Genomic DNA, 23982 nt, shown 5'->3' with positions numbered 1-23982 from the left:
TGACGATGGCTCCCGGCGTGCCGCGAAACGCCGCTCGCATGAATGATGTGAACTCAGGTCCGTCCGTGCTGACCCTCGAGTACGAGGTCGTCGACGGCAGGACCGACTGGCCGGTGGTGGGGATCGGGGTCGACGGCGAGAACCCGTTCGAGCGGATCGCGAAGAACTGGCGCGGCTTCGATCCGGCCGCGATTCTCGGCGTACTGATCCCGGACGATGCCGGCGGCCGGGTCGCGCTGTACCAGTGCTCGTGCGGCATCGCAGGCTGCGGCGTCATCGCGCCGTACGTCGTCGCCTCACCGGATCGCAGGCGGATCTCCTGGGTCGACTTCCGCGACTACGTCGGCGTCTTCGCCGAGCCCGTATCGCCTGTTGCGGCCGACCACGAGGGCACGCCGTGGGACTTGCCCGACATCCACTTCGACTACAACCAGTACGTCGCCGAGGTTCAGCGCGCCTCGAACGATCGCTCCTGGGAGACGCCTCGACGGCAGACGGCTCGTCTCCTGGCGGAGCGACTGCTCGCCACCGCCCCCGCGGACTGGGACCAGCGATTCGGGTACTCGCGTCAACGAGGGGTCAGGACGTAGAACTCGTTGCCGTCGGGGTCGGTCAGGGCGATTCTATGGGTTTCCTCGGCGTCGGTTCGGGTGGCGCCGAGGGTGAGGAGGCGGTCGAGCTCGGTCTGTACGTCGGCGCCGGCGGCGGGGGTGAGGTCGAAGTACAGGCGGTTCTTGCCGGTTTTGGGGCTGACCGGCGGGCCGCCCCAGGTGAGCTTCGTGCCGCCGCGGGGGGACTGGATGGCGGTTTCCTCGTCCTGGTCCCAGACGAGTGGCCAGTCGAGGGCCTTGGCCCAGAAGTAGCCGACGGCCTGCGTGCCGTCGCCGGCCAGGGCTCCGATGAAGGCCGTGTCGGCGAGGAAGTTGTTACCCGGCTCGATGACACAGAACTCGTTGTCCTCAGGATCAGCCAGTACTACGTGCTTCGCGTCGGGCCCCTGACCGATGTCGAGGTGCCGGCCGCCCAGCTCCAGCACCCGGGCCACCGTCTCCTGCTGATCCTCCAGCGACTGACTGGTCAGATCGAAATGCATCTGATTCGGTCCGGTCTTCAGCTCGTCGGACTGCGTGAAGCGAATCGGGAAGGCGACGTCGTCACCCGGCAACAACACGATCCCGTCCTCGGGACTGTCGACCAGCTCCCGCTGCAGCACCCCGCCCCAGAACCGCGCCAGCCGAACCGGATCCTTCGCGTCGAACCCCAGCCCAAAAAGCTCAGAAGGCATCTCTGTCCCACTCTCTCGTCTGCGGGCGTCTTCATGCCGCGATGAGCCTTCCACGCTAGGCGTTCAGGCACTCACCGCGCACACGAATTAACCGGCAGACGGCCAACCAGCCGTTCGCGGTACTACGCCTCGAACTTGTAGCCGAGGCCTCGGACTGTTACCAGGTGGGAGGGGTTGGAGGGGTCTTTCTCCAGTTTGGAGCGGAGGCGTTTGACGTGGACGTCGAGGGTTTTGGTGTCGCCTACGTAGTCGGCGCCCCAGATGCGGTCGATCAGCTGGCCTCGGGTGAGGACTCGGCCGGTGTTGCGGAGGAGCATCTCGAGGAGTTCGAACTCCTTCAGGGGGAGCCGGATCTCGGTGCCGGCGACCGTGACGACGTGGCGCTCGACGTCCATCCGGACCGGGCCCGCCTCCAGGGTGTCCGGGAGCAGCTCGACGTCCTGGCCGCGGCGCAGTACGGCGCGGATGCGGGCGAGCAGCTCGCGGGGGCTGTACGGCTTGGTGACGTAGTCGTCGGCGCCCAGTTCGAGGCCGACCACCTTGTCCACCTCGGTGTCCTTGGCCGAGACGATGATGACCGGGACGTTGCCGCGGCTGCGGAGCGCGCGGCAGACCTCGGTACCGGACAGGCCCGGCAGCATCAGGTCCAGCAGGACGATGTCGGCGCCGGCCCGGTCGTACTCGTCCAGCGCGTCGGGCCCGGTCTCCGCGACGGCGACCTCGAACCCTTCCTTGCGCAGGACGTACGACAACGCGTCGCTGTAGCTCTCTTCGTCTTCGACGACCAGCACTCGGGTCACGAAGCTGCCTCCTTGGTTTTCTCCTCTGACGGGGTCGGCGTCAGGGTTTGCTCGAACTCCTCCTGGGTGGAGGGGTCCGTGGGTTGCCCGGTCGCGGGATCGAGCCGCAGCGGGAGTCGGACGGTGAAGGTGGATCCCTGGCCCTCGACGCTCCACACCCGCACGTCGCCGCCGTGGATCGAGGCGATGTGCTTGACGATGGACAGGCCGAGGCCGGTCCCGCCGGTCTCGCGGCTGCGGGCCCGGTCGACCCGGTAGAACCGCTCGAAGATGCGTTCCAGGTCGCTGCTCGGGATCCCGACGCCCTGATCGCTGACGGTGATCTCCACCAGGTCCCCGATCGGGTGGGCGGCGACCGCCACCCGGGTCCCGTCGGGGCTGTAGTTGACGGCGTTCTCGACCAGGTTGCCGATCGCGATCGCCAGCTGGTCCTCGCTGCCCATCACCTCGAGCGCGGGATCGGTCTTCACCACCAGGTTGATGTCGCGGTCCTCGGCGTCGACCCGGCAGCGGTCCACCGCGGCCTCGATCACGCCGTTGATGTCGACCGGACCGGGGTTCTCCAGCGGGTCGTCGCCCTGCAGCCGGGACAGCTCGATGATCTCCTTGACCAGCCGGCTCAGCCGGGCCGCCTCGATCCGCATCCGGCCGGAGAAGCGCTGGACCGCGTCCGGGTCGTCGGAGGCCTCGGAGACCGCGTCGGCTAGCAGGATCAGCGCGCCGATGGGAGTCTTGAGTTCGTGACTGACGTTGACGGTGAAGTCGCGGCGGATCGCGTCCAGCCGGCGTTCGCGGGTCCGGTCCTCGACCAGGACCAGGACCAGCTGACTGCCGAGCGGGGCGACCCGGGCACTCACGTACTGCGTGGCGCCGAGCCGGCCGCGGACGATCTCGAGGTCCTGCTGGCGGATCTCCCCGTCGCGCCGGACCGCCCGGACCATGGTCAGCAGGTCGTCCACCACCAGCCGCTCACCCCGGACGATGCCGAGCACGTGCGCCGGGGCACTCGCCTGGAGCACCTGGTCCTCGGGGCCCATCACGACCGCGGACGAGCGCAGTACGGACAGGACGGTGGCGACGCCTCTGGGCACGATCGGCTCCGGGGAGACCGGAACCTTCGTCTGGGAGCGCTCGCTCAGCACCACCGCTCCGAGCGAAAGCAGAGCCAGGGCCGCGCCGATGACGCCGCCCAGCACCGCAGCCAGCGTGGGGTCCACGAGATCGATGCTACGCGGGCAACCGGCAGGGAAAGACCGAATGAGCACCCGATGACCGGAACGCGTCCTAACTGTTCATCGGGCGTTCACCACTCGTCGCCGACCGGCAACCTGGTTGGCATACGGTCCACAGTGGGCGGGTACTGAACCGTGCCCGCGGTAATCCGCCCGCCGCAGGACCTGACACCACAGATCGGATGCAGACACGATGCGCGACACCTACCACGAGCAGCTCGACGACATCCTCGCCGAGCTCGAACGGATGACCCGGACGGTGTCGACCGCCGTACGCCGCTCCACCACCGCGCTGCTGACCGCGGACATCCGGCAGGCCGAGGAGGTCATTGCCTCCGACATCAAACTGGACGCGGCCGGCGAAGGCGTGGAGGAGAAGGTCTTCGAGCTGATGGCCCGCCAGTCCCCGGTCGCCAACGAGCTGCGGATGCTGGTCGCCGCGCTGCGGATGGTCGCCGACCTGGAGCGGATGGGCGACCTGGCCGCGCACGTGTCGAAGATCGCCCGGCTGCGCTACCCGGCGCCCGCGATCCCGGCCGAGCTGCAGTCGGTGATCGAGGAGATGGGTGCCGTGGCCGGCCGGATGGTCGACGGCGCCGGTGACGTGATCAAGACCCGCGACGTCGAGGCGGCGACCCGGCTGGAGGCCGTCGACGACGAGATGGACAAGCTGCGCAGCAACCAGTTCCGGCTGATGATGGACGACTCCTGGCCGCACGGCGTCGAGGTCGCGGTCGACATCGCCCTGCTCGGCCGGTACTACGAGCGGATCGCCGACCACGCGGTCTCGATGGCCCGCCGGGTCGTCTACCTGGTCACCGGCGAACTCCCGGTCGCCGTCGGCGGCACCGCGGCCGGCTCCGGCGCGGGCGCCTCCACCCCCAGCCCGAACAACAACGGCAACGCCTGATCAAAGAGATAGCCCTCAGCAACATTTAGTTGCTGAGGGCTACTTTTATGTGACGTCGGCTGGTTCAGTGATGGGGTAGTCGGTGACCAGGGCGGCGAGTACCAGTGGGGCGTCGCCGTCGCTGTGGCCGACTATTGCTGCGATGGAGCGGCCGGTGGGGTCGATCGGGCCCCAGGCGTTGAGGTCGCCGTAGAGGTCCTCGGCGAACAGCGCCGCATACAGGTCCTCGACGGGTGAGCCGCCCTGCCAGCGCAGGAACGGCCCGTCCAGCCGGACTTTCCGGTGTGGACCCCAGCGGGCCTCCAGTGCCTTGGTCAAGGCGGCCAGGTTCGCAGTACCGACCTCCTCCGCCTCGTTCCAGTCGGCGTCGTACAGGCCGGTCAGCGCCTCGCCCTCCCACAACGGGACGATCCGAAAGCCCGCGCCGACCGTGAAGGTCCACTCACCGGTGTCCGGATCCCCTGCCGCTGCGGTCGGGCCCTCGGCCGGGATCTCGGCCGTCAGCAGCGCCTCCATCTCCGCCGCGGCACGATCCGCGTCGAAGGTCTCACCCACTCGCGAAGTCACCTGGCCGCCCGCGCCGTGCTCAGCGGCCCTGGTTCTTGACGGCTTCGATCGCCGCCGCGGCGGCATCCGGGTCGAGGTACTCGCCGCCGGGCTTGAGCGGGTTGAAGTCCTCGTCGAGCTCGTAGTACAGCGGGATGCCGGTCGGGATGTTCAGGCCGACGACAGTCTTCTCGTCCAGGTTGTCCAGGTGCTTGACCAGCGCGCGCAGCGAGTTGCCGTGGGCGGTGACCAGGACGGTCTTGCCGTCCCGCAGGTCCGGCACGATCGCGTCGTACCAGTAGGGCAGCATCCGCTCGACGACGTCCTTGAGGCACTCGGCGGCCGGCAGGATGTCGGAGGGCAGTCCGGCGTACCGGGGGTCACCGGCCTGGTCGAACTCCGAGCCGCGCTCGATCGGCGGCGGCGGGGTGTCGTAGGAGCGGCGGAACAGCATGAACTGCTCCTCGCCGAGCTCCTCCAGGGTCTGCTTCTTGTCCTTGCCCTGCAGCGCGCCGTAGTGGCGCTCGTTCAGCCGCCAGGACCGGCGGACGTCGATCCAGGACCGGCCGGCCTCCTCGAGGGCGATGGTCGCCGTCCGGATGGCGCGCTGCAGCAGCGACGTGTGCAGGACGTCGGGCAGCAGCCCGCGCTCCAGCAGCAGTTGGCCGCCCCGGTGCGCCTCCTCGACGCCCTGGGGGTTCAGGTCGACGTCGACCCAGCCGGTGAACAGGTTCTTGGCGTTCCAGTCGCTGTGGCCGTGGCGCAGCAGGATCAGGCGGTAAGTCATGCCGACAGCCTAGCGAGGCTCCAGCCAGCCCATGAACGCGTCCAGATTCCGGGTGGACTCGCCGCGCTTGATCCGCCAGTCGTACTCCTTGCGGATCGAGGAGGCGAACCCGAGTTCGAGGATCGTGTTGAACGACGAATCGGCGTACTCGAGCACCGCTCCGAGCAACCGGTCCACCTCGACCGGGGTGATCGCGTGCAGCGGGACCCGGCCGTCCAGGTGGATGTCGCCCAGGTGGTCGATCGCGAAGGCGACGCCGTACAGCTTGAGGTTCCGCTCCAGCAGCCAGCGGTAGACGGCCTCGTGGTTCTCGTCCGGGCGGCGCGCGACGAACGCGTGCACATGCACTGCCTGGCTGCCCACCGTCAGCGACACGGTCGTCTTCAGCTTGCGCTCACCGGGCAGGTCCGCGCTGAACACCCCCGGCTCGGTCTCGGTGAAACTCAGGTCGTTCTCCGTCAGTACCTGGCGAATCACGTCCGCCGCGGACACTCTCATCGACCAACCTCCTGGGCCAGCTCGGCCGCCATCGTCTGCTGTGCGGTCCGGTACGCCGCGAGCGTCTTCTCGGCGGTCAGTTCCCAGCCGAAACCACCGGCATGCTTGACCGCCGCGTGGCTCATCGTCTCGCGCAGCAGCGGATCCGTCGCGATCCGGTGCAGCGCGTCGGCGAAGTCGCCCACGTCATGGCCCGGGACGAGCAGCCCGGTCTCACCGTCCGCGACCGCGGTCGTCAGCCCGCCGACGGCCGCCGCGACCACCGGCGTACCGCAGGCCTGGGCCTCCAGCGCGACCAGCCCGAACGATTCCGAGTACGACGGCACGCAGACCACCGAGGCTGCCCGGTACCAGTCGGCCAGTCCGGCGCGAGCCATCGGTTTCACGAAGCGGGTCACGTCGTCGACGCCCAGCTTGCGGGCCAGTTCGGCGTGGGACTCGGGGTGTTCCAGCCCGTTGCCGGACGGTCCGCCGATGATCGCCACCACGAGCCGCTCGCGCAGCGACGGGTCCTGCGCGAGCATCCTGGCCGCTGCCCGGATCAGGATGTCCGGCGCCTTCAACGGCTGGATCCGGCCGACGAACGCGAGCACGATCGCGTCCTCGGGCAGCCCGAGCTGCTTGCGTGCCATCCGCTGGTCCCCCGGGCTGAACACGTCCAGGTCGACTCCGGGATTCACCACGCCGACCTTCGTCGGCTGCGCGCCGTACAGGCTGATCAGGGCGTCCGCCTCGTCGTCGGTGTTGGCCAGCAATCGGTCCGCGGCCTCGACGACCTGCTCCTCACCGAGCAGGCGAGCCGGCGGCTCCGGTACGTCGTCCTCGGCCAGGCTGGCGTTCTTGACCTTCGCCATCGTGTGCATGGTGTGCACGAGTGGCACGGCCCAACGGTCCCGGGCGAGCAGACCGACCTGGCCGGACAGCCAGTAGTGCGAGTGGATCACGTCGTAGTACCCGGGTTCGCGGATCGCTTCGGCCCGGAGTACGGCGCGGGCGAAGGTGCACAGCTGCGAGGGCAACTCGTTCTTCGACAGCCCCTCGAACGGACCGGCGGCGACGTTCCGCACGGTGACGCCGGACAGCAGCTCGACCTTCGCGGGCAACGCCGACGAAGTCGCCCGGGTGAAGACGTCCACCTCGATCCCGAGCCCGGCCAGGCGTTTGGCCAGCTCGACCACATAGACGTTCATCCCGCCGGCATCACCGATCCCGGGCTGGTCCAGCGGCGACGTGTGCAGGCTGATCATCGCGACCCGCCGAAGAGGACGGTCGACCGAGGGTTGGGTCACCCGGCCAGCGTAACTCCGCCATCGCGGACCGAAATCAGCACTTCTCCCTATCCGCCCGGGTCCGCCTCTGCTGGGAGGGCTAGGGTCTGCCCGGTATCGAGGGCTGCGGCGAGGCTTTCGGTCAACGCCGAGTGCACGTCCTTGGTCTCCCGGCTCAGCTCCTCGATCAGTTCGCTGTCCGCGGCACCCTCGGTGCTGGCGAGCAGCTCGACGTACCGGTCGGTGTCGGCGGACGCGATCGCGACGGCGGCCTCGGCACGGAGTACGGCGTCGGCGTTGCGGACCTGCTCGGCGTACCGCTCGAGCTTCCCCACCTTCTCCTCCATCGCCGACACCGACCGCTTCAAGGCCTGCCCTTGCGGCCCGAGGATCTGGTCCAGCTGGGCCTCGGCGAGGCCTTCGCCGATCTTCTTCTGCTGGGTGCGCAGGACAGACACCTGCTCGAGCACGCGACCGAGATCCCACAGCTGTTCCGGCAGGACCACATCGTTCTTCACCGCGTCGAGCAGGCCGCGCTCGTTCACCGCTGACTCCTGGACGGTACGAACGGCGTGCTGAGCACGAAGCATCAGCGCGGCCGCTTCGTCGTCCCAGTCCGCCGCAGACATGTACTCGCCGTGCCACTCGCGGGCGCCTGTCTTCTCCTCGGGTTCCAGCAGCGATCCGCCGAAACCCGCGAGCAGGAAGAGCCCCGCCAGTACTCCGAACCCGCCGGCCAGCCAGCTCGCCAGGCCGTCCGGCAAGGCGGCGGACAGGAGCGCTCGCAGCAGCCACCACGCGGCGACCGCCAGGACGCTGGTGAAAACCATGCCCATCACCAGCTCGCCGGTCACGTTCCGCAGGCCGCTGCGTGACGGGGGCGTGGGGGCCTTCGCCGGCACCAGGACTTCCGGATACTTGGTCAGGAGCGCTTGGGCCTTCTCCGGGACCGCAGGCGAGAAGACGGGCGCCGGCGTACGGCCGGACGCTTCCTGCGGCTTGCGCTCACGCTTCCCCACAACGCCCCCTCAGCCATGCTCCCCGAACACCAGACGTTCTACTGTGCGGACTGGTTCCCAACGTCGGCAAGCTGGACTGGGAGACTACGGGTATGAGCGGAGCATCGAGGCCGGTTGCTGTTGTCACTGGGGCCAGTAGTGGGATCGGGGCCGCTTCGGCCCGGCATCTTGCCCGGGAGGGGTTCGAGGTGGTCTGTGCCGCGCGGCGGCTGGACCGGATCGAGGCGCTGGCCAAGGAGATCGACGGGCGAGCGGTGCAGTGCGACGTCACCAAGGCCTCGGACGTCGCCGCGCTGGCCGAGGCGGTCGGTGATCGGGTTGATCTGCTGCTGAACAACGCCGGTGGGGCGTTCGGGTTCGAGCCGGTCGCGGAGGCCGACCTGGAGGCTTGGCGGCAGATGTTCGAGGTGAACGTGATCGGCGTCGCCGCCGTCACCAAGTCGTTGCTCCCGGCATTGATCGCCGCCGAGGGCCAGATCGTCGTGATGGGCTCGACGGCCGGCCAGGTCGCCTACGAAGGCGGTGGCGGGTACGTCGCGGCCAAGCACGCGGCGAAGGCGGTCGTCGACACCCTCCGGCTGGAACTGTTCGACCAGCCCGTCCGCGTCTGCGAGATCGCCCCCGGCATGGTGAAGAGCGAGGGTTTCGCCCTGACCCGCTTCGACGGCGACCAGGCCAAGGCCGACGCCGTGTACGCCGGCGTCGCCGAACCCCTCACCTCCGACGACGTCGCCGACATCGTCGCCTGGGTAGCCACCCGCCCCAAACACGTCAACATCGACCGCCTCACCGTCCGCCCCCGAGCCCAAGCCGCCCAACACAAGGTCCACCGCGTCCAGTAGCGCCTGGAGGGTGACAGCATTCCTCCTCTGAGTGAAGCGCTAGCCGCGGCCGTCTCGCGATGCTGGTCCCATGACGCTGGGGACTGAGCAGCAGGCGACGCAGCTATACCCACGGGACGGCCGGACACCTCCTCGCTGGGCAGTGCGCGGCACACGTAGTACCGATGCTCACTCTGCCCTCGACCCTTTGGCGGCTCGCCCGGGTCTTCGTCATCCCGATCGGCTGGGACGAGGAGCTGTACCGACTGATCACTGGGATACGAGGGTGCGGTCGTCGCGTTAGGCCGGACCGCCGCCACTCACAAACCTCAATCGACGCACCCGGCCAGGCGTGCAGAGGCATGCTCCTGGGTGGAAGCGGGAGGTTTGTGAGTGGCGGAGGTCCGGGCCTGCCGCCCAACATCACGAACTCCGGCCGCAGTACCGGGCTGCGGTGACAAGCCTTCAGCTCCGGAACCAACTCAGCCATGGATCAAAGTAGGACACAACTTGATCATCTGTGAGTTGCTTTTATCCACGCCTGACGAGCGCGGGACCGCATGCCGCGATCATCTGGCGCGGAGGCGGTCTACTGGTGGGGACGCGATCGGGAGCGGGGTAGTAGGGATCGGCAGTCCGTACGACGCGTGCAGGCGGCGGCGTACTGCTTCGACCGGGAAGGTGTCGGGGTAGATCGCCAGCTTCACCGTGACGCCCTCGAGTGTTGCTCTGAGCAACATTTCTTCGACGGCCGGGTCGGCGGCGCCGCGTTCGGTGAAGATCGAGCGGATGGCGTCCTCGATCTGGGTTACCCGGGTGGACTTGGCGGACTCGACCTCGGCGAAGACCGGGTGGGTGGTGGGTTGCATCATCAGGCTGATGGCCAGGCGCTGGATCGGCAAGGTCGAGGCAGCTGCCATCAGGGTGCCGTCGATGATGCCGGCCAGGCGTTCGTCCGCAGTACCGGTGAGGTCGAGGATGGCGCCGATGCCGTCCAGCCAGCGGTCTAGGAGCTCGGCGGCCAGGGACAGTTTGGTGGCGAAGTAGTAGGTGACCAGGCCGCGGGAGACCCCGGCCCGCTGGGTCACGTCGGAGATCGAGGCGGCCTCGTAGCCCTTCTCGGCGAACACTTCGAGAGCGGCCGCCAGGATGCGCTCGCGCGACTTCTCCCGCAGCTCGCGGTTCGTGCTGGCCGATCGCGGCACTGATCTCTTTTCCGGACCGGAACCTCCGGCGACCGAGTGCACCCCCACGGCCACTCGGCCCCCGGTGGCTCAGTCCCCCGAGGTTGGACCCCTCCCCAGGCGCCCATATATAGACTGTACGTACAGCGAATGAATGTCAAAGGGTCATCGGTTTCGTCGCGACGCCCCGTGACCGGTAGGATGAGATGGCTGCGCCCTGCGTCTCGAGTGGCACGTAGACCTCCCGTAGCCACCGCCTGACCTCAATCCGACTTGCTTGGAGCGCTTCCGCATGCCCCTCCGTAATGATCTGCGCAACGTGGCCATCGTGGCCCACGTCGACCACGGGAAGACCACCCTGGTCGACGCGATGCTGTGGCAGTCCGGTGCCTTCGGAGCCCACCAGCACGTCGACGAACGAGCGATGGACTCGGGTGACCTGGAGCGTGAGAAGGGCATCACGATCCTCGCCAAGAACACCGCCGTCCGGCACAAGATGGCCAACGGCGAGCAGATGACGCTGAACATCATCGACACCCCCGGCCACGCCGACTTCGGTGGTGAGGTCGAGCGCGGCCTGTCGATGGTCGACGCGATCGTCCTGCTGGTGGACGCTTCCGAGGGCCCGCTGCCGCAGACCCGGTTCGTCCTGCGCAAGGCGCTGGCCCGCAACATGCCGGTGATCCTGGTGGTGAACAAGGTGGACCGCCCGGACGCGCGGATCGCCGAGGTCGTCGACGAGACCTACGAACTCTTCCTGGACCTGCTCGACCACGACGCCGACCAGAGCGCCCTCGACTTCCCGGTCGTCTACGCCTCGGCCCGCGCCGGCCGCGCCTCGCTGAACAAGCCGGAAGACGGCGGCATGCCGGACTCCGAGGACCTCGAGCCGCTGTTCGAGACGATCCTGGCGAACGTGCCGGCCCCGGAGTACACCGAGGGCGCGCCGCTGCAGGCGCACGTCACCAACCTGGACGCCTCCCCGTTCCTCGGCCGGCTCGCGCTGGTCCGGGTGCACGAAGGCACCCTGAAGAAGGGCTCCCAGGTCGCCTGGTGCAAGCACGACGGCACCATCCAGAAGGTCAAGATCACCGAGCTGCTGATCACCGAGGCGCTCGAGCGGGTGCCGGGCGACTCGGCCGGACCGGGTGACATCGTCGCGATCGCCGGGATCCCGGAGATCATGATCGGCGACACCCTGGCCGACCCGGAGAACCCGAAGGCGCTGCCGTTCATCACCGTGGACGAGCCGGCCATCTCGATGACGATCGGTACCAACAGCTCGCCGCTGGCCGGCCGGACCAAGGGCACCAAGGTCACCGCCCGCCTGGTCAAGGACCGGCTCGACCGGGAGCTGATCGGCAACGTGTCCATCAAGGTGCTGCCGACCGAGCGTCCGGACACCTGGGAGGTGCAGGGCCGTGGCGAGCTGGCGCTGGCCATCCTGGTCGAGCAGATGCGCCGCGAGGGTTACGAGCTGACCGTCGGCAAGCCGCAGGTGGTCACCAAGGAGATCAACGGCAAGCGGCACGAGCCGGTCGAGCGGCTGACCATCGACTGCCCGGAGGAGTACCTCGGGACCGTCACCCAGCTGCTCGCGGTCCGCAAGGGCCGGATGGAGCAGATGACCAACCACGGCACCGGCTGGGTCCGGATGGAGTTCCTGGTGCCGGCCCGTGGCCTGATCGGCTTCCGGACCGAGTTCCTCACCGACACCCGTGGTACCGGTATCGCGCACCACGTCTTCGAAGGCTACGAGCCGTGGTTCGGCGAGCTACGCACCCGCCCGTCGGGTTCGCTGGTCTCGGACCGGACCGGCGTCACCACGTCGTACGCGATGGTGAACCTGCAGGAGCGCGGCACGATGTTCTGCGAGCCCGGCACCGAGGTGTACGAGGGCATGGTGGTCGGCGAGAACTCGCGCGCCGACGACATGGACGTGAACATCACCCGTGAGAAGAAGATGACCAACGTCCGGTCGAACGCGGACGAGTTCGAGAAGCTGGTCCCGGCCCGCAAGCTGTCGCTCGAGCAGTCGCTGGAGTTCTGCCGCGAGGACGAGTGCGTCGAGGTCACCCCGGACGCGATCCGGATCCGCAAGGTGGCGCTGACCCAGATCGAGCGCGCCAAGCTCGGCCGCAAGAACAAAGCCTGATTCCTGCACGTAGCCCGTTCACCTGGTACGCCGATCCGGCGGGGGAAAGCTCCGGATCGTTACCAACCAGGGGACGGGTTCGTGCGTCTTCATTCATGAAAGCAACTCTGTTGGGGGAAGGAAGAGGACATGAGCATTCTGCGTAAGCTCGGCGCCACCACCACGGCGGTCGCGATGCTGGGGGTGGGCATTCTCACCGCCACGGCACCGGCTCAGGCCGCGCCGGCCGGCCGGACCGCGGTGGCACCGAAGGTTGCGCCCAAGACCGTCGTCGCCTCGCAAGCTGTCACCAAGAAGAAGAAGGCGAAGAAGAAGACGGTCTTGGTGCCGGGTCGCCGGCACATCGCCAAGCAGTGCATGACCGGGCGATACCTGTGCATCAACAAGAAGACCCGCAAGGTGATGTTCATCGTCAACGGCCGGCTGCTCGCCGAGGGTGACGCCCGCTTCGGCGGCAGGCGGACCCCGAGCCGTGAGGGCACCTTCAAGGTCTACCGCAAGTCCAAGAACCACGTCTCGTCGATCTACAAGACGCCGATGCCGTACGCGATGTTCTACAGCGGTGGCCAGGCCGTGCACTACTCGCCGGACTTCAAGGCCCGCGGCTACAACGGCTCCTCGCACGGCTGCACCAACATGCGCGACAAGAAGAAGGTCGCCTGGATCTTCAGCAAGGTCAAGATCGGCGACAAGGTCCTGGTCTACAACGCCTGACCCCAACGCTCTTCTCCAGCAGCGGCCGTTTCCTCCGGGAACCGGCCGCTGTTGTGCGTTCTACCCGAGCGCCTGCGAGAACACCTTGTACAGCCGCGGTTCGACCAGACAGAACATCACCCGGGCGACACCGGTGTCCGTCTCCCGCATCGTCCGGACGGCGATCTCAGCCGCCGACTCCTTCGGCCAGCCATAGATCCCCGCAGACACGGCAGGACATGTCAGCGTGGTGACTTCAAGTTCGTCCGCCAACCGCAAGGCATTGCGGTAGCAGGACTCGAGCAACGCCGGATCTCGCTGCCCAGCGGTGTAGTTCGGCCCCACCACGTGGATCACGTACTGCGCGGGCAGATCTCCCGCTGTCGTCCAGCCGGCCTCGCCGGTCGGTACGCCGTTCGGGTAGCGCTCGATGCAGTCGGCCAGGACTGCCGGTCCGCCGGCCCGGTGGATGGCGCCGTCGACGCCGCCGCCACCGCGCAGTGCGTGGTGGGCCGCGTTCACGATCGCGTCGGCCGGCACTGTCGTGATGTCAGCCGTCGACAGCTCGATTTCCCTGCGGAATAGCTTAAGGTTGGGCGGTTACCGAGTTACGGCCCGGTGCCGGCGTCCGCCTGATGCCAACCAAATGATCTGTGAGGGCGTCTCACCAGTGGTGGGACGGATCGACTCGAGGGGTTTCCGATGCGCTGGATTCGTAGTGCGCTGGTTGTTCGCAATGGGCTGGCGGCCGTGGTGGTGGCCGCGCTGGCCGGTACTACGCTCACCGCGTCGGCGGCACCGGAGTACAGGGCTGGTACTACGGAAGCGCAGCCGGTCCAGTTCGAGGTCAGTGGTGAGTTGCCGATCTACCCGAAGGCGCTGTGGAGCAACGGTTCCAGTGGGGTGGCCGTCCGGAAGGTCGAGGCGCGGCTGATCCAGCTCAAGCTGCTCGACAAGAAGTGGCTGGACGACTCGTTCGGCACGATGACCCGGTCGGCGGTGAAGAAGTTCCAGACGTCCAAGGGCATTCCGCCGCTCGGGTACGTCGACGAGTTCACCTGGACCAAGCTGACCGCGGCCACCAAGGAGCCGACCCAGGTCGAGCTCTACCCGCCGGCGCCGGTGGTCGACGGCAAGAAGCTCGACCCGCGCTGCGCGACCGGCGTCGCACTCTGCATCGACAAGACCTCCCGCAAGCTGCGCTACGTGGTGGACGGTGTCGTGAAGATGCAGATGGACGTCCGGTTCGGCGCCCAGAAGACCGCGACCCGCGAAGGCGGCTTCACCGTCGGCTGGAAGAGCCGCAACCACGTCTCGAAGCTGTACGACTCACCGATGCCGTACGCGATGTTCTTCAGCGGCGGCCAGGCCGTGCACTACTCGTCGGACTTCGCCGCCCGTGGGTACAACGGCGCCTCCCACGGCTGTGCCAACATCCGCGACCTGGCGAAGATCAAGGTCCTCTTCGACGAGGTGAAGGTCGGCGACAAGGTGATCGTCTACCGCTCGTAGTACGAGAAGCTAGAGCGGACGCGGGCCCCGGCGGCGGCGGATTCCCCAGCCGCCGCGGCCCCGGCCGGAAGCCGCCCGGAGCGCGGGACGGGCGTCCACCAGGTAGACACCGGCGGCGACGATCCCGATCAGGCCGAAGAAGCTGAGCCAGTGCTGGAAGATCTGGGACAGCGAGAAGGTGGCGAGGATCAGCACCCAGCCCGGCTTGGTCAGTTTGTCGGCGGCGACGAAGACGGCACGCGGCCGGAACATCGCGTCGGCGAGGGCGACCAGCTTGAGACCGAGCAGCACCCACCAGATGACACCGATGGGATCACCGAACCCGGGGAACAGGTTCTGGAACGTGGCGAGTGCGAGCATGCGACGAGCCTAACGCAGGCACGGGTGGCCGACGATCCGGAAAAGCTCAGATCGCGGCCACCCGCACTCGGCAGAGCGGTCGAACTACTGTCAGTCGCCGACCTTGGCGGCGGCGTCGGTGGCGGCCTTCGACGCGGTCTTCGCGGTCTTGCGGGCGCTGGTCGCGGTCGCCTTCACGTTGCGGCTCGCGGTGTCGGCGGTCTTCTTCGCGGTGGTCCGGGTGGCCTTCGCCTTGCTCACCGTGGTCTTGGCCTGGGTGACCAGGTCCTCGGTGGCCTTCTGGCTGCGGATCCGGGTGACGATCTCCTCACCGCGGGCGGCCAGGTCGGCGTAGGTCTCCTCGGCCTGGCCGAGCACGGTGGTCAGCCCGGCCTGCGCGACCGACGGCAGCTCACGCAGCGTGGCCGGCACGGTCTTGGCGTTGGCGGCGAGCACCTCGAGGCGCTTGCTCAGCTCGACCTGACGCTTGGTCAGCTCGGTCTGCAGGGTGGACTGCAGCGCCTTCTGGTCCAGCTTCGCGAACCGGGTGGTGACGTCGTCGCTGACCGCGCGGAACTTCTCCACGGCCAGGTCGCCGGCGCCGGCGATCGCGTACAGGGGCGTGACGGGGGTACGGGTTGCCATCAGGCGTCTCCTCGTGAGGTTTTCAGCGGGGTCTACTGGGTGGTGCGTTTTCTTGCAGGGGTCTTCTTGGCCGCGGCGGGCTTCTTTGCCTGCGCCGCTTGCGGCCCGGCCTCTTGCGGCGCAGCCTCTTCCGGCGCGGCCTCGGGTGCGGGCGCCGGGTCGTCGTTCTCCCGGACGAAGGAGGCGTACACGTCGAGCAGAACGCGCTTCTGCCGCTCGTTCAGCGCGGGGTCGAGCAGGACCGCGTCCACCACTCCGGGCGTACGCCGCGTGCCGTCCTCGCCGTCGTCCGGATCGAGGATGCCGGCCCGCACGTAGAGCGTCTCGGCGGAGATCCGCAGCGCCTTCGCGAGCTGCTGCAACACATCGGCCGACGGCTTCCGCAGGCCACGCTCGATCTGGCTGAGGTACGGGTTCGACACACCGGCCAGATCGGATAGCTGCCGCAACGACAGCTGCGCATGCCGGCGCTGCTCGGCGAGGTACTCCCCCACCGAACCAACCGCACCAGCGGCTCGATCACTCAACTTGGCCATGACCCCATCCTGCTAGCAGTCTGCTTGCAATTGCAAGCAGCCACCACGTGAACCCCCTCACACAGAGCAATCACCCGAGGGCAGACTTTGTGCACCGCGCGAGCGTTCTGGCCGCCGAGATCCGCTCAGCTCATGCACAAAGTGGGGCTGGGTCAGCTGAAGGCTGGGGTGTGGGGCTGGACGGAGCCGACTTGGATTCCGCCGCCGTAGAGCGGGGAGTGCTGCTGCTGGTCGAGGATCTCGTGGTCGAGGCCGAGCTTGCGGAGCGTCGCGGCCATCACTACCGCGCGAGCGCGCGGCGTACCGTCGTCGATCTTCACGGCGATGCCTCGGCCGTCGGCCAGGCCGACGGCGTAGACGCTCTCGGCGCCGGCCTTGCAGAAGAGGCCGGGGACGGCCTTCATCAGCGCGGTTTCGTCGCGCCTACTCCCGCTGGCGTACTCCGGGTAATCGCGGAAGGCGTTCGCTATCCGGCCTTCCAGGGTGTCCGAAGCGGCCGCGGCGAAGTACCCGAAGGATCGGGCCAGGCCCGAGAGGGTGATGGCGAGGATGGGGGCGCCACAGCCGTCGACGGCGACGTACGAGACCTTTTCGGCGGCCGTGTCCTCGACGGCGGTGCGGATCGCCTGCTGCAGCGGGTGCTCGGGCGAGCGGTAGTCGTCGCGGCCCCAGACGCCGTCGGGGCTCTTGGCCCGGGCGTCGTCGTGGAACGGCCAGTCGTTGACCACGCAGGTCGCGATCATCGCGGCGTGCTTGCCGGAACAGTTCATCGTGATGGGGTCGAGCCCGTGCCCGGCCCGGACCCACTCGTCGCGCGCCTGCTCGTCGATCGGGTACGCCGGTGGCGTCCGCAGCGCCGACTCGTCCAGCCCGGCGCCGGCCAGGATCCGCCGTACGCCGGTCAGGTGGAACTCCTCGCCCGAGTGCGAGGCCCCCGCGAGCGCGAGCAGTTCGCCGTCCAGCTCCAGGCCGCTACGGAGCATGCCGAGGGCCTGCATCGGCTTGTTCGACGAGCGCGGGAACATCGGCTGGTCGATCACACCGGCCGACCACTCGACGGAGCCGTCGGGTGCGGTCACCACCACGGAGCCGCGGTGATGGCCCTCGACGAATCCGCTGCGGACGACGTCGGCCAGGATCACAGGTTCGGTCACGGCTGAACTGTACGGCGCAGAGGTCAGGAGCAAAAACCCACGTTGGAGATGATTCGGCTCACAGCCGGGCGCGGACGTGCAGGCCCACCTCGGGGTCGACGAGCAACTCCTGGGTCGCGGTGACCGTCGGCTGGTCCTCGGCGACGACCTCGAGGACGGCGGCCGGGTCCACGTTGCGCTTGATCAGCGCGAGCGCGATCGGTCCGTACTCGTGGTGGCGCGCCGCCGAACCGATGAACCCGACCTGCTTCTCACCGACCCGTACTGCGTACCCGTGCGCGGGCAGGTGGTCGACTGAGCCGTCCAGGTGCAGCCGGACGAGGCGGCGCGGGGGGCGACCGAGGTTGTGGACGCGCGCGACGGTCTCCTGGCCGCGGTAGCAGCCCTTGTCGAGATGGACGCCGACGCCCAGCCAGCCGAGTTCGTTCGGGATGGCTCGCGCGTCGGTGTCGAGCCCGAGCCGGGGCGCGCCCGCCTCGATCCGGAGAGCCTCATAAGCCCAAACACCAGCCGCAGGACCAGCCTGCTCGGCGAACGCCTGAAGCTCGCCGCGGGGCAGGAACAACTCATGGCCGCCGAGCGAATCAGCCCCGGATCGCACCAGCGGCTGCGCCGCTGGTGCGGAAGAGGAGGAGGGAGCGGCGCCGGGGGCCGGAGCGGGACTGGAGGCGGGCGGCGGGCCTGGGCGCCAGATGATGGCGTAGTCCGTGGTGACGTCGGTGATTTCGACGCGGGACATGAAGACCATCTTCTGGAGCCACTCGACCAGCGCCGCGGCGGCGCCTGGTTCGGTGTGCAGCCAGAAGGTTTCGCCGTCGTCGACGCCGTACATCGCGTGCTCGACGTGCCCGGTCGGGGACAGCAGCAGCGCCGTGGTCGACGTGCCCGGCCGCAGCCCTTCGAAGTACTGGCTGGTGAGCGCGTGCAGCCAGGTGAGCCGGTCGGGGCCGGTGACGGTGACGACGTCGCGGTGCGAGAGGTCGACGAACCCCTTGCCCGCGGCCAGTGCTCGCTGCTCGCGCAGGTCGGAGCCGTAGTGCGCGGCAACCCCGGCGTCCAGGCCGTCCGCCTCCACGGCCGCCGGAAGATCCAGGAGCGGGCTGCGCGTCAGTGACATGTCACCAGAGTACGTCCCCCGGCGTACGGCGACTGCCTCCTGCCGTGGGATGTGGACAACACCGCCCCTAGCGACGCTGGAAGCATCAAATCGAGAGGAGCAGGGACGATGACGAAAAGAGCATTCCGCTTCGGGGTGGTGGGCAGTCCGGACCGCGGCGTCGAGGCGTGGCAGCAGACCGTACGCCGGGCCGCCGACCGTGGGTACAAGTCGGTGTTGATGCCGGACGGGCTGCAGTTGCTGTCGCCCTTCCCCTCCCTCGCGGTGGCCGCGATGACGGCCGACCTTCGCGTCGGCACGTTCGTCGCGGCCGCGCCGCTGCGGAAGCCGCGGGCCGCCGCCTGGGACGCACACACGCTGTCCGTACTCACCAACGGCCGGTTCGACTTCGGTATCGGCACCGGCCGTCCGCAGGTGGAGCAGCAGGCCACTGAGCTGGGGCTGCCGTTCGGGTCGGCCAAGGAGCGCCGCTACCAGGTGCGGGAGACGCTGAACCACCTGCAGAAGCTCGACGGCAACCAGCACACGCCGATCATGCTCGCGGCCGGCGGACCCCGCAGCCTCGCGCTGGCGGCGGCCCGGGCCGACATCGTCTCGCTGGCCATGCCCGCACTTACCCCGCGTGAGGAGTTCCGGCAGCTCACCCAGGAACTGCGCGAGCTGGCAGGCTCACGAGCAGACGACATCGAGCTGGCGATGAACCTCTTCGCAGCCGGTACTGCGGAGCTGCCGCCGTGGACCAGGCAGGCGACCGGGGCGACCCCCGATGAGCTCGAGAAGAGCGGCACCCTGATGCTGTTGCGCGGAAGCCCGTGGGAGATGGCCGATGAGCTGCAGCGCCGGCGAGACGAGTTCGGCGCGTCGTACATCACCATCAACGCTGACTACCTGGACGACCTGGCGCCAGTGGTCGAGCTGCTCGACGGCCGGTAGACAGCACGCTGCCTGCCAGCCCCGGACGGATCGGGAACTGACAGGCAGCGTGGAGGGGTGGGTCAGATGGTCTAGTGGACGGGGTCCGGATCCCGGGGCCGCTCAGTGACCGCCGGCAGGTCGCCCGCATGGGTGTCGCCGGCCGCGAAGGCCGCCTCGTCGAACGGGTCCTCACCGGCGAAGACCTGGCGGGCCTGTTCCTTGTCGAACCCGCCGGTCCAGTGGCCGACCAGCACGGTGGCAACCGCGTTGCCGGCGAAGTTGGTCAGCGCCCGCGCCTCGGACATGAACCGGTCGATGCCGACGATCAGGCCGACGCCGTCGACCAGGTCGGGCCGGTGCGACTGCAGCCCGCCGGCTAGCGTCGCCAGGCCGGCGCCGGTGACTCCGGCGGCACCCTTCGAGGCGACGATCATGAACACCAGCAGGGAGATCTGCTGACCGAGCGAGAACGGCTGGTCCATCGCCTCGGCGATGAACAGCGACGCCATCGTCAGGTAGATCGCCGTACCGTCCAGGTTGAACGAGTAGCCGGTCGGGACGGTGATACCGACCACGGACTTGTCCACGCCGAGGTGTTCCATCTTGCCGATCAGTCGCGGCAGCGCGGTCTCCGACGACGAGGTCGAGACGATCAGCAGGAACTCACGGCCCAGGTACCTGAGCAGTTGGAAGATCGACATCCCGGTGACGACCTTGAGGATCGTGCCGAGCACCACCAGGACGAACAGCGCACAGGTGATGTAGAAGGCCAGCATGATCTTGCCCAGGCTGACCAGGGCGTCCCAGCCGGTGGCGCCGACGACCGCGGCGATCGCACCGAAGGCACCGATCGGCGCGACCCACATGATCATCGCCAGGATCTTGAAGGCGAGCCGCTGGATGTGCCCGATGCCGTTCAGGATCGGCTGACCCGTCCGGCCCATCGCCTGCAGCGCGAAGCCGACCAGCAGCGCGACGAACACGGTCTGCAGCACCTGGCCCTCGGTGAGGGCGGAGACCAGCGTCTTCGGGATGATGCCGAGCAGGAAGTCGGTGGTGCTCTCGTGCCCGCCGGCGGCCTGCTTCTGGCCGGTCTCCCGCAGATTGTCGGTCAGGTTCAGGCCGGAACCGGGCTGGACCAGGTTGCCGACGACCAGACCGATGGCGAGTGCGACCGTCGACATCACCAGGAAGTAGCCGAGGGCGAGACCGCCGACCTTGCCGACACTCGCGGCCTGCCGGACCGAGCCGATGCCGAGCACCAGCGTGCAGAAGATGATCGGGCTGATCATCATCTTGATCAGGTTGACGAACCCGGTGCCGAGCGGTTTCAGCTCGGTCGCGAAGTCCGGGAAGATGAAACCGACGCCGATGCCGAGCAGGACGGCGACGATGACGGCGATGTAGAGGAAGTGGGTCCGGTCGTTGCGGACCGGCGTGGGGCGGGGTGTGGTCGGGCTCGCCATGGGGGACTCCTGATCGGCCGGCGGGCGGGGTTGTCAGTAACTGTGACGTGACGCACAGGCGAACAGCGCATTTCGTTCATATCGTTCGCGATGGAATCTTCCCGCCCGCCTGGGGCATGCCACTGGCGGCACTGGTGTGCACAATGTCGGCATGACGCGCCGACCGTGGGAACTGCGCCGCCAGGTGTTCTGGCTGCAGACCGCCACGGTGCTGGTGATGATCGTGCTGATCTGGATCGTGCTGCTGTCCCGCAGCCGCACACAGGCCGACCGGGACGCCGCCGCGGCCGGGATCGCGCCGCCTGGCTGGCAGGACCTGATCGATCTGGAGCTGCGTTCCATGCTCGGCGTCGCCAGCCTCGTGCTCGGTGTCGCGATCGCAGGCAACGCGCTGGTCAGCTGGCGGGTCCGGCACACGACCCGCGGCATGGGCACCCAGGAGCTTGCCTGGATGCTCGACTTCTACGAGGGCGTACTGCGGGCGGCGCGCGAAGGCCTGCTGTTGATGGACTCGGACGGACGCGTTCAACTGGTCAACGACGAGGCCCGCCGGCTGCTCGGTCTGGACAGTCTCGCGCCCGACTCGACGGTTGACGACCTCGAGCTGCCGGCCACCTTGTCCAGCCTCCTGCGCACCGGACGGACGGCGTACGACGAACTGCACCTGGGTGCTCACGGTGTCGTCGTGGTCAACCAGCAACCGGCGCGTTCCGGCCGGATCGTCACGCTGCGGGACCACACGCAGTTGCAGGCGCTGCTGGGCGAGCTCGACGCGATCCGCAGCCTGGCCGAGTCGCTCCAGGCGCAGAACCACGAGGCCTCGAACCGGCTGCACACGGTCGTCAGCCTGATCGAGATCGGCCGGCCCGAACGCGCCCGGGAGTTCGCTGTCTCGGAACTGCAGCTGGCCCAGGCGATGACCGATCGCGTCGTCGGCACCGTCGGCGACCCGGTGCTCGCATCGCTGCTGCTTGCCAAGCTCGCGCAGGCCCAGGAGCGTGGCGTGCTGCTCACGCTCGAGCTCGGCTCCGAGGCGCTGCACACCCGGTTGCCCGCGCAGGACATCGTCACGGTGGTCGGCAATCTGCTGGACAATGCGATCGAGGCCGCACGCGGCGGGAGTGCGCCGCGACGGGTCGAACTGAGGGCGGCTGCGAGTATGGAGTACATCGACCTGGCGGTGACCAACACCGGTGCCGAGCTGGGCGCCACCGAACTGGCCCGGATGTTCGATCGTGGCTGGACGACGAAGGCCGAGCCTGGTCATGGGTTGGGGCTGGTGCTGGTGCGCAGTACGGTCGAGCGCTGGCAGGGGACGTTGATGGTCGATCCGGATTCCGAGCTGGACGACGTACCGGCGTTGACTGTCCGGGTGCGGTTGCCGCGGGCGGTGAGTGCCGGTGCTTGACCTGCGCGTGCTGGTCGTCGAGGACGATCCGGTCGCCGCCGAAGCGCATCGCGTGTACGTCGACCGGTTGCCCGGGTTCGTCTGCGTCGGCCTTGCCGGTACTGCGGCCCGCGCATTGCACGTACTCAGCCAGGAGCAGATCGATCTCGTTTTGCTGGACATGAACCTGCCCGACGGTCACGGACTCGATGTCGTCCGGCGAATGCGTGCCGCTGGCAACCAAACTGATGTGGTTGCCGTGACGGCTGCGCGGGAAGTCGCCGCAGTACAGGCGGCTTCCCGGATCGGGGTCGTGCAGTATGTGCTGAAGCCGTTTGCCTTTGAAACGTTGAGGGATCGGCTCACTGCGTATGCGCGGCAGCGTCGGGCGGCGGAGGCCGGGCAGGTCGTCGCGGATCAGGACGAGGTCGACCGATTGTTGCATCCGGCAACTGTTTCGTCGGTGCCGAAAGGGCTGGCCGGCTCGGTACTGGATCGGGTCGTGCAGCTGCTCGGCAATCGCGAGGGGTGGACCGCTGAGGAGGTCGCGGCGTCACTTGGTACGTCGCGGATCACGGCTCGGCGCTATCTCGAACATCTGGCCGACCAGGGCCAGGCGTTGCGCACACAGCGCTACGACGGGCGGAGCGGGCGACCGAAGGTCGAGTACTGCTGGGTTTCGGAGAGTTAGGCGCGGATCAGGGTTGCCCAGAGGTGCGGCTGGAGCGGGAGGCCTTCGGCGGCCATGTCGTAGGCCCACATCAGTTCGCCCTTGACCAGGCCGTAGAGGCGGTGGCCGGCGGCGACCTCCTTGGCCGTGGCGGTGCGAGCCACCACGTCCGTGCGCATCTCGATCTTGGCGCCGTCGGTCTCGCCGTACCAGACCTCCGCGAAGCCGGTCGGGTGCGCGAGCACCACCTCGAGCTTGTTGTCCGGCTTGGGCCGCCAGAACCCGGTCTCCATCGCCAGCGGACGCTCCCGCTTGCCGTCCTCGCCGACCACGAAGGTCTGGCTGACGTAGTGCAGGAACGGCTTGCCGTTGTGGCTGAAGTCGATCTGCTGGCCGAACTCGAACTTCTCGATCGTCGGGTAGTCCCCGTGCCCGCGACCCTCCCACCGGCCGAGCAGCCAGGCGAGCGGCATCAGGTCGGGGTGCAGGTCCTGCGAGATCTCGAACGCCATCGGGTTCAGTTCGCGGTACGGCCGCGGAGCAGCCGGTAGACGACGTACGCCGAGAACCAGCCCATGAACACGGTGACGAGCACCAGCAGGGTCGTGAAGATGACGTGTAGCACGTTGGTCAGTCTAGGGGATCGGCACGGCGCTCTGAGCTACGGTGGCGTGATGTCCCGCACGCTGGTGATCAAACTGACCGCAGGAGCCGACGAACCCGAGCGCGCCAACCAGGCGATGACAGTAGCCGCGACGGCAGTCGCCTCCGGCGCCCAGGTCTCCCTCTGGCTGACCGGAGACGCGGTGTGGTTCGCCGTACCGGGGCGGGCCGAGCAGTTGGTGCTCCCCCACGCGGCACCCCTACCGGACCTACTGGCCGCAGTACTAGCCGGAGGTCAACTGACGGTCTGCACCCAATGCGCCAAACGCCGAGACCTCACCGAACCTGACCTACTCCCAGGCACCCGCATAGCCGGCGCCCCAGCCTTCACGGAAGAAATCCTGGCCCCAGACGCACAGGCGATCGTTTACTGATCTTTC

Annotated in this window: 27 protein-coding genes; 10 read left to right on the top strand and 17 right to left on the bottom strand. The window is 68.3% G+C overall.

What is annotated here, in order from left to right:
• Nucleotides 1-38: 38 nt before the first annotated feature.
• Nucleotides 39-590, top strand: a complete 552-nt coding sequence (locus ACQPYM_RS05195; RefSeq protein ID WP_433015622.1) for a hypothetical protein — start codon at nt 39-41, stop codon at nt 588-590.
• Here ACQPYM_RS05195 and ACQPYM_RS05190 read toward each other — a convergent pair.
• The 3 genes from ACQPYM_RS05190 to ACQPYM_RS05180 all read right to left on the bottom strand — a co-directional run bounded on the left by ACQPYM_RS05190 (nt 569) and on the right by ACQPYM_RS05180 (nt 3302).
• The gene (locus tag ACQPYM_RS05190) at nt 569-1285 is read right to left on the bottom strand and encodes a VOC family protein (RefSeq protein WP_433015619.1); all 717 of its coding nucleotides are present in this window, start codon (nt 1283-1285) and stop codon (nt 569-571) included. The two genes, ACQPYM_RS05195 and ACQPYM_RS05190, sit on opposite strands and share 22 nt — an antisense overlap.
• Nucleotides 1286-1407: 122 nt before the next feature.
• A complete protein-coding gene (locus ACQPYM_RS05185) occupies nt 1408-2085 on the bottom strand; it encodes a response regulator transcription factor (RefSeq protein ID WP_343969754.1) in 678 nt (225 codons plus the stop codon).
• Nucleotides 2082-3302, bottom strand: coding sequence for a sensor histidine kinase (locus tag ACQPYM_RS05180; protein ID WP_433015616.1), 1221 nt, complete (start codon nt 3300-3302; stop codon nt 2082-2084). The genes ACQPYM_RS05185 and ACQPYM_RS05180 overlap by 4 nt, the downstream gene beginning before the upstream one ends.
• Nucleotides 3303-3510: 208 nt before the next feature.
• Between ACQPYM_RS05180 and phoU the strand changes: the two genes are divergently transcribed.
• Nucleotides 3511-4227 carry a phosphate signaling complex protein PhoU gene (gene phoU / locus ACQPYM_RS05175; RefSeq protein ID WP_433015613.1) on the top strand — a complete coding sequence of 239 codons (717 nt, stop codon included), beginning with the start codon at nt 3511-3513 and terminating at the stop codon, nt 4225-4227.
• A 45-nt stretch (nt 4228-4272) separates the two neighbouring features.
• Here the strand turns inward: phoU and ACQPYM_RS05170 are convergent, their stop codons facing one another.
• The 5 genes from ACQPYM_RS05170 to ACQPYM_RS05150 form a co-directional block, all read right to left on the bottom strand.
• A complete protein-coding gene (locus ACQPYM_RS05170) occupies nt 4273-4782 on the bottom strand; it encodes a hypothetical protein (RefSeq protein ID WP_433015610.1) in 510 nt (169 codons plus the stop codon).
• A 31-nt stretch (nt 4783-4813) separates the two neighbouring features.
• A complete protein-coding gene (locus tag ACQPYM_RS05165; protein ID WP_433015607.1) occupies nt 4814-5560 on the bottom strand; it encodes a phosphoglyceromutase in 747 nt (248 codons plus the stop codon).
• A gap of 9 nt (nt 5561-5569) precedes the next feature.
• A complete protein-coding gene (locus ACQPYM_RS05160; protein WP_433015604.1) occupies nt 5570-6058 on the bottom strand; it encodes a YbjN domain-containing protein in 489 nt (162 codons plus the stop codon).
• Nucleotides 6055-7305: a D-inositol-3-phosphate glycosyltransferase gene (mshA, locus tag ACQPYM_RS05155; RefSeq protein WP_433023187.1), complete on the bottom strand. Its 1251-nt coding sequence runs from the start codon at nt 7303-7305 to the stop codon at nt 6055-6057. The genes ACQPYM_RS05160 and mshA overlap by 4 nt, the downstream gene beginning before the upstream one ends.
• Before the next feature lie 89 nt (nt 7306-7394).
• The gene (locus ACQPYM_RS05150) at nt 7395-8345 is read right to left on the bottom strand and encodes a hypothetical protein (RefSeq protein ID WP_433015601.1); all 951 of its coding nucleotides are present in this window, start codon (nt 8343-8345) and stop codon (nt 7395-7397) included.
• A 92-nt stretch (nt 8346-8437) separates the two neighbouring features.
• On the opposite strand from ACQPYM_RS05150, the gene ACQPYM_RS05145 reads away from it, so the two are divergent.
• Nucleotides 8438-9187 (top strand): SDR family NAD(P)-dependent oxidoreductase, encoded by a 750-nt coding sequence (locus ACQPYM_RS05145; protein WP_433015598.1) that lies wholly within the window; start codon nt 8438-8440, stop codon nt 9185-9187.
• Between the two features lie 548 nt (nt 9188-9735).
• Here ACQPYM_RS05145 and ACQPYM_RS05140 read toward each other — a convergent pair.
• The gene (locus ACQPYM_RS05140; RefSeq protein WP_433015595.1) at nt 9736-10371 is read right to left on the bottom strand and encodes a TetR/AcrR family transcriptional regulator; all 636 of its coding nucleotides are present in this window, start codon (nt 10369-10371) and stop codon (nt 9736-9738) included.
• A gap of 271 nt (nt 10372-10642) precedes the next feature.
• Here ACQPYM_RS05140 and typA point away from each other — a divergent pair, with 271 nt between their 5' ends.
• Both typA and ACQPYM_RS05130 read left to right on the top strand, forming a co-directional pair.
• Nucleotides 10643-12505 (top strand): translational GTPase TypA, encoded by a 1863-nt coding sequence (gene typA / locus ACQPYM_RS05135; RefSeq protein WP_433015592.1) that lies wholly within the window; start codon nt 10643-10645, stop codon nt 12503-12505.
• A gap of 129 nt (nt 12506-12634) precedes the next feature.
• Nucleotides 12635-13219 carry a L,D-transpeptidase gene (locus tag ACQPYM_RS05130; RefSeq protein ID WP_433015589.1) on the top strand — a complete coding sequence of 195 codons (585 nt, stop codon included), beginning with the start codon at nt 12635-12637 and terminating at the stop codon, nt 13217-13219.
• A 60-nt stretch (nt 13220-13279) separates the two neighbouring features.
• On the opposite strand, the gene ACQPYM_RS05125 is transcribed toward ACQPYM_RS05130, so the two are convergent.
• Nucleotides 13280-13738, bottom strand: a complete 459-nt coding sequence (locus ACQPYM_RS05125; RefSeq protein WP_433015586.1) for a macro domain-containing protein — start codon at nt 13736-13738, stop codon at nt 13280-13282.
• A gap of 162 nt (nt 13739-13900) precedes the next feature.
• On the opposite strand from ACQPYM_RS05125, the gene ACQPYM_RS05120 reads away from it, so the two are divergent.
• Nucleotides 13901-14710 carry a L,D-transpeptidase family protein gene (locus ACQPYM_RS05120; RefSeq protein ID WP_433015583.1) on the top strand — a complete coding sequence of 270 codons (810 nt, stop codon included), beginning with the start codon at nt 13901-13903 and terminating at the stop codon, nt 14708-14710.
• Nucleotides 14711-14719: 9 nt separating this feature from the next.
• Here ACQPYM_RS05120 and ACQPYM_RS05115 read toward each other — a convergent pair whose 3' ends face one another.
• The 5 genes from ACQPYM_RS05115 to ACQPYM_RS05095 all read right to left on the bottom strand — a co-directional run bounded on the left by ACQPYM_RS05115 (nt 14720) and on the right by ACQPYM_RS05095 (nt 18501).
• On the bottom strand, nt 14720-15070 hold the full coding sequence (locus ACQPYM_RS05115; protein WP_433015580.1) for a DUF2516 family protein: 351 nt from the start codon (nt 15068-15070) through the stop codon (nt 14720-14722).
• Between the two features lie 90 nt (nt 15071-15160).
• Entirely contained in the window at nt 15161-15694 is a 534-nt protein-coding gene (locus ACQPYM_RS05110; protein ID WP_433015577.1) for a hypothetical protein, read from the bottom strand.
• A gap of 32 nt (nt 15695-15726) precedes the next feature.
• The gene (locus ACQPYM_RS05105) at nt 15727-16230 is read right to left on the bottom strand and encodes a helix-turn-helix domain-containing protein (protein WP_433015574.1); all 504 of its coding nucleotides are present in this window, start codon (nt 16228-16230) and stop codon (nt 15727-15729) included.
• A 152-nt stretch (nt 16231-16382) separates the two neighbouring features.
• A complete protein-coding gene (locus ACQPYM_RS05100) occupies nt 16383-17384 on the bottom strand; it encodes an asparaginase (protein WP_433015571.1) in 1002 nt (333 codons plus the stop codon).
• A gap of 58 nt (nt 17385-17442) precedes the next feature.
• Nucleotides 17443-18501: a YgfZ/GcvT domain-containing protein gene (locus ACQPYM_RS05095; protein ID WP_433015568.1), complete on the bottom strand. Its 1059-nt coding sequence runs from the start codon at nt 18499-18501 to the stop codon at nt 17443-17445.
• 108 nt (nt 18502-18609) lie between these two features.
• Between ACQPYM_RS05095 and ACQPYM_RS05090 the strand changes: the two genes are divergently transcribed.
• On the top strand, nt 18610-19434 hold the full coding sequence (locus tag ACQPYM_RS05090; RefSeq protein ID WP_433015565.1) for an LLM class flavin-dependent oxidoreductase: 825 nt from the start codon (nt 18610-18612) through the stop codon (nt 19432-19434).
• A 71-nt stretch (nt 19435-19505) separates the two neighbouring features.
• Here the strand turns inward: ACQPYM_RS05090 and ACQPYM_RS05085 are convergent, their stop codons facing one another.
• Entirely contained in the window at nt 19506-20882 is a 1377-nt protein-coding gene (locus tag ACQPYM_RS05085; RefSeq protein WP_433015562.1) for a cation:dicarboxylate symporter family transporter, read from the bottom strand.
• 151 nt (nt 20883-21033) lie between these two features.
• Here ACQPYM_RS05085 and ACQPYM_RS05080 point away from each other — a divergent pair, with 151 nt between their 5' ends.
• Both ACQPYM_RS05080 and ACQPYM_RS05075 read left to right on the top strand, forming a co-directional pair.
• On the top strand, nt 21034-22290 hold the full coding sequence (locus ACQPYM_RS05080) for a sensor histidine kinase (RefSeq protein ID WP_433015559.1): 1257 nt from the start codon (nt 21034-21036) through the stop codon (nt 22288-22290).
• On the top strand, nt 22283-22960 hold the full coding sequence (locus ACQPYM_RS05075; protein ID WP_433015556.1) for a response regulator: 678 nt from the start codon (nt 22283-22285) through the stop codon (nt 22958-22960). Before ACQPYM_RS05080 ends, ACQPYM_RS05075 begins: the two co-directional genes overlap by 8 nt.
• Here the strand turns inward: ACQPYM_RS05075 and ACQPYM_RS05070 are convergent.
• Nucleotides 22957-23451 (bottom strand): FABP family protein, encoded by a 495-nt coding sequence (locus tag ACQPYM_RS05070; RefSeq protein ID WP_433015553.1) that lies wholly within the window; start codon nt 23449-23451, stop codon nt 22957-22959. The two genes, ACQPYM_RS05075 and ACQPYM_RS05070, sit on opposite strands and share 4 nt — an antisense overlap.
• Nucleotides 23452-23613: 162 nt before the next feature.
• Here ACQPYM_RS05070 and ACQPYM_RS05065 point away from each other — a divergent pair, with 162 nt between their 5' ends.
• The gene (locus tag ACQPYM_RS05065; protein WP_433015551.1) at nt 23614-23976 is read left to right on the top strand and encodes a DsrE family protein; all 363 of its coding nucleotides are present in this window, start codon (nt 23614-23616) and stop codon (nt 23974-23976) included.
• Nucleotides 23977-23982 lie beyond the last annotated feature (6 nt).

The organism is Kribbella sp. CA-294648 (assembly GCF_050943845.1).
Lineage (GTDB): Bacteria > Actinomycetota > Actinomycetes > Propionibacteriales > Kribbellaceae > Kribbella.
The sequence above is the reverse complement of the archived record's forward strand: the minus strand, read 5'-3'. Positions and strand labels throughout refer to the sequence as shown.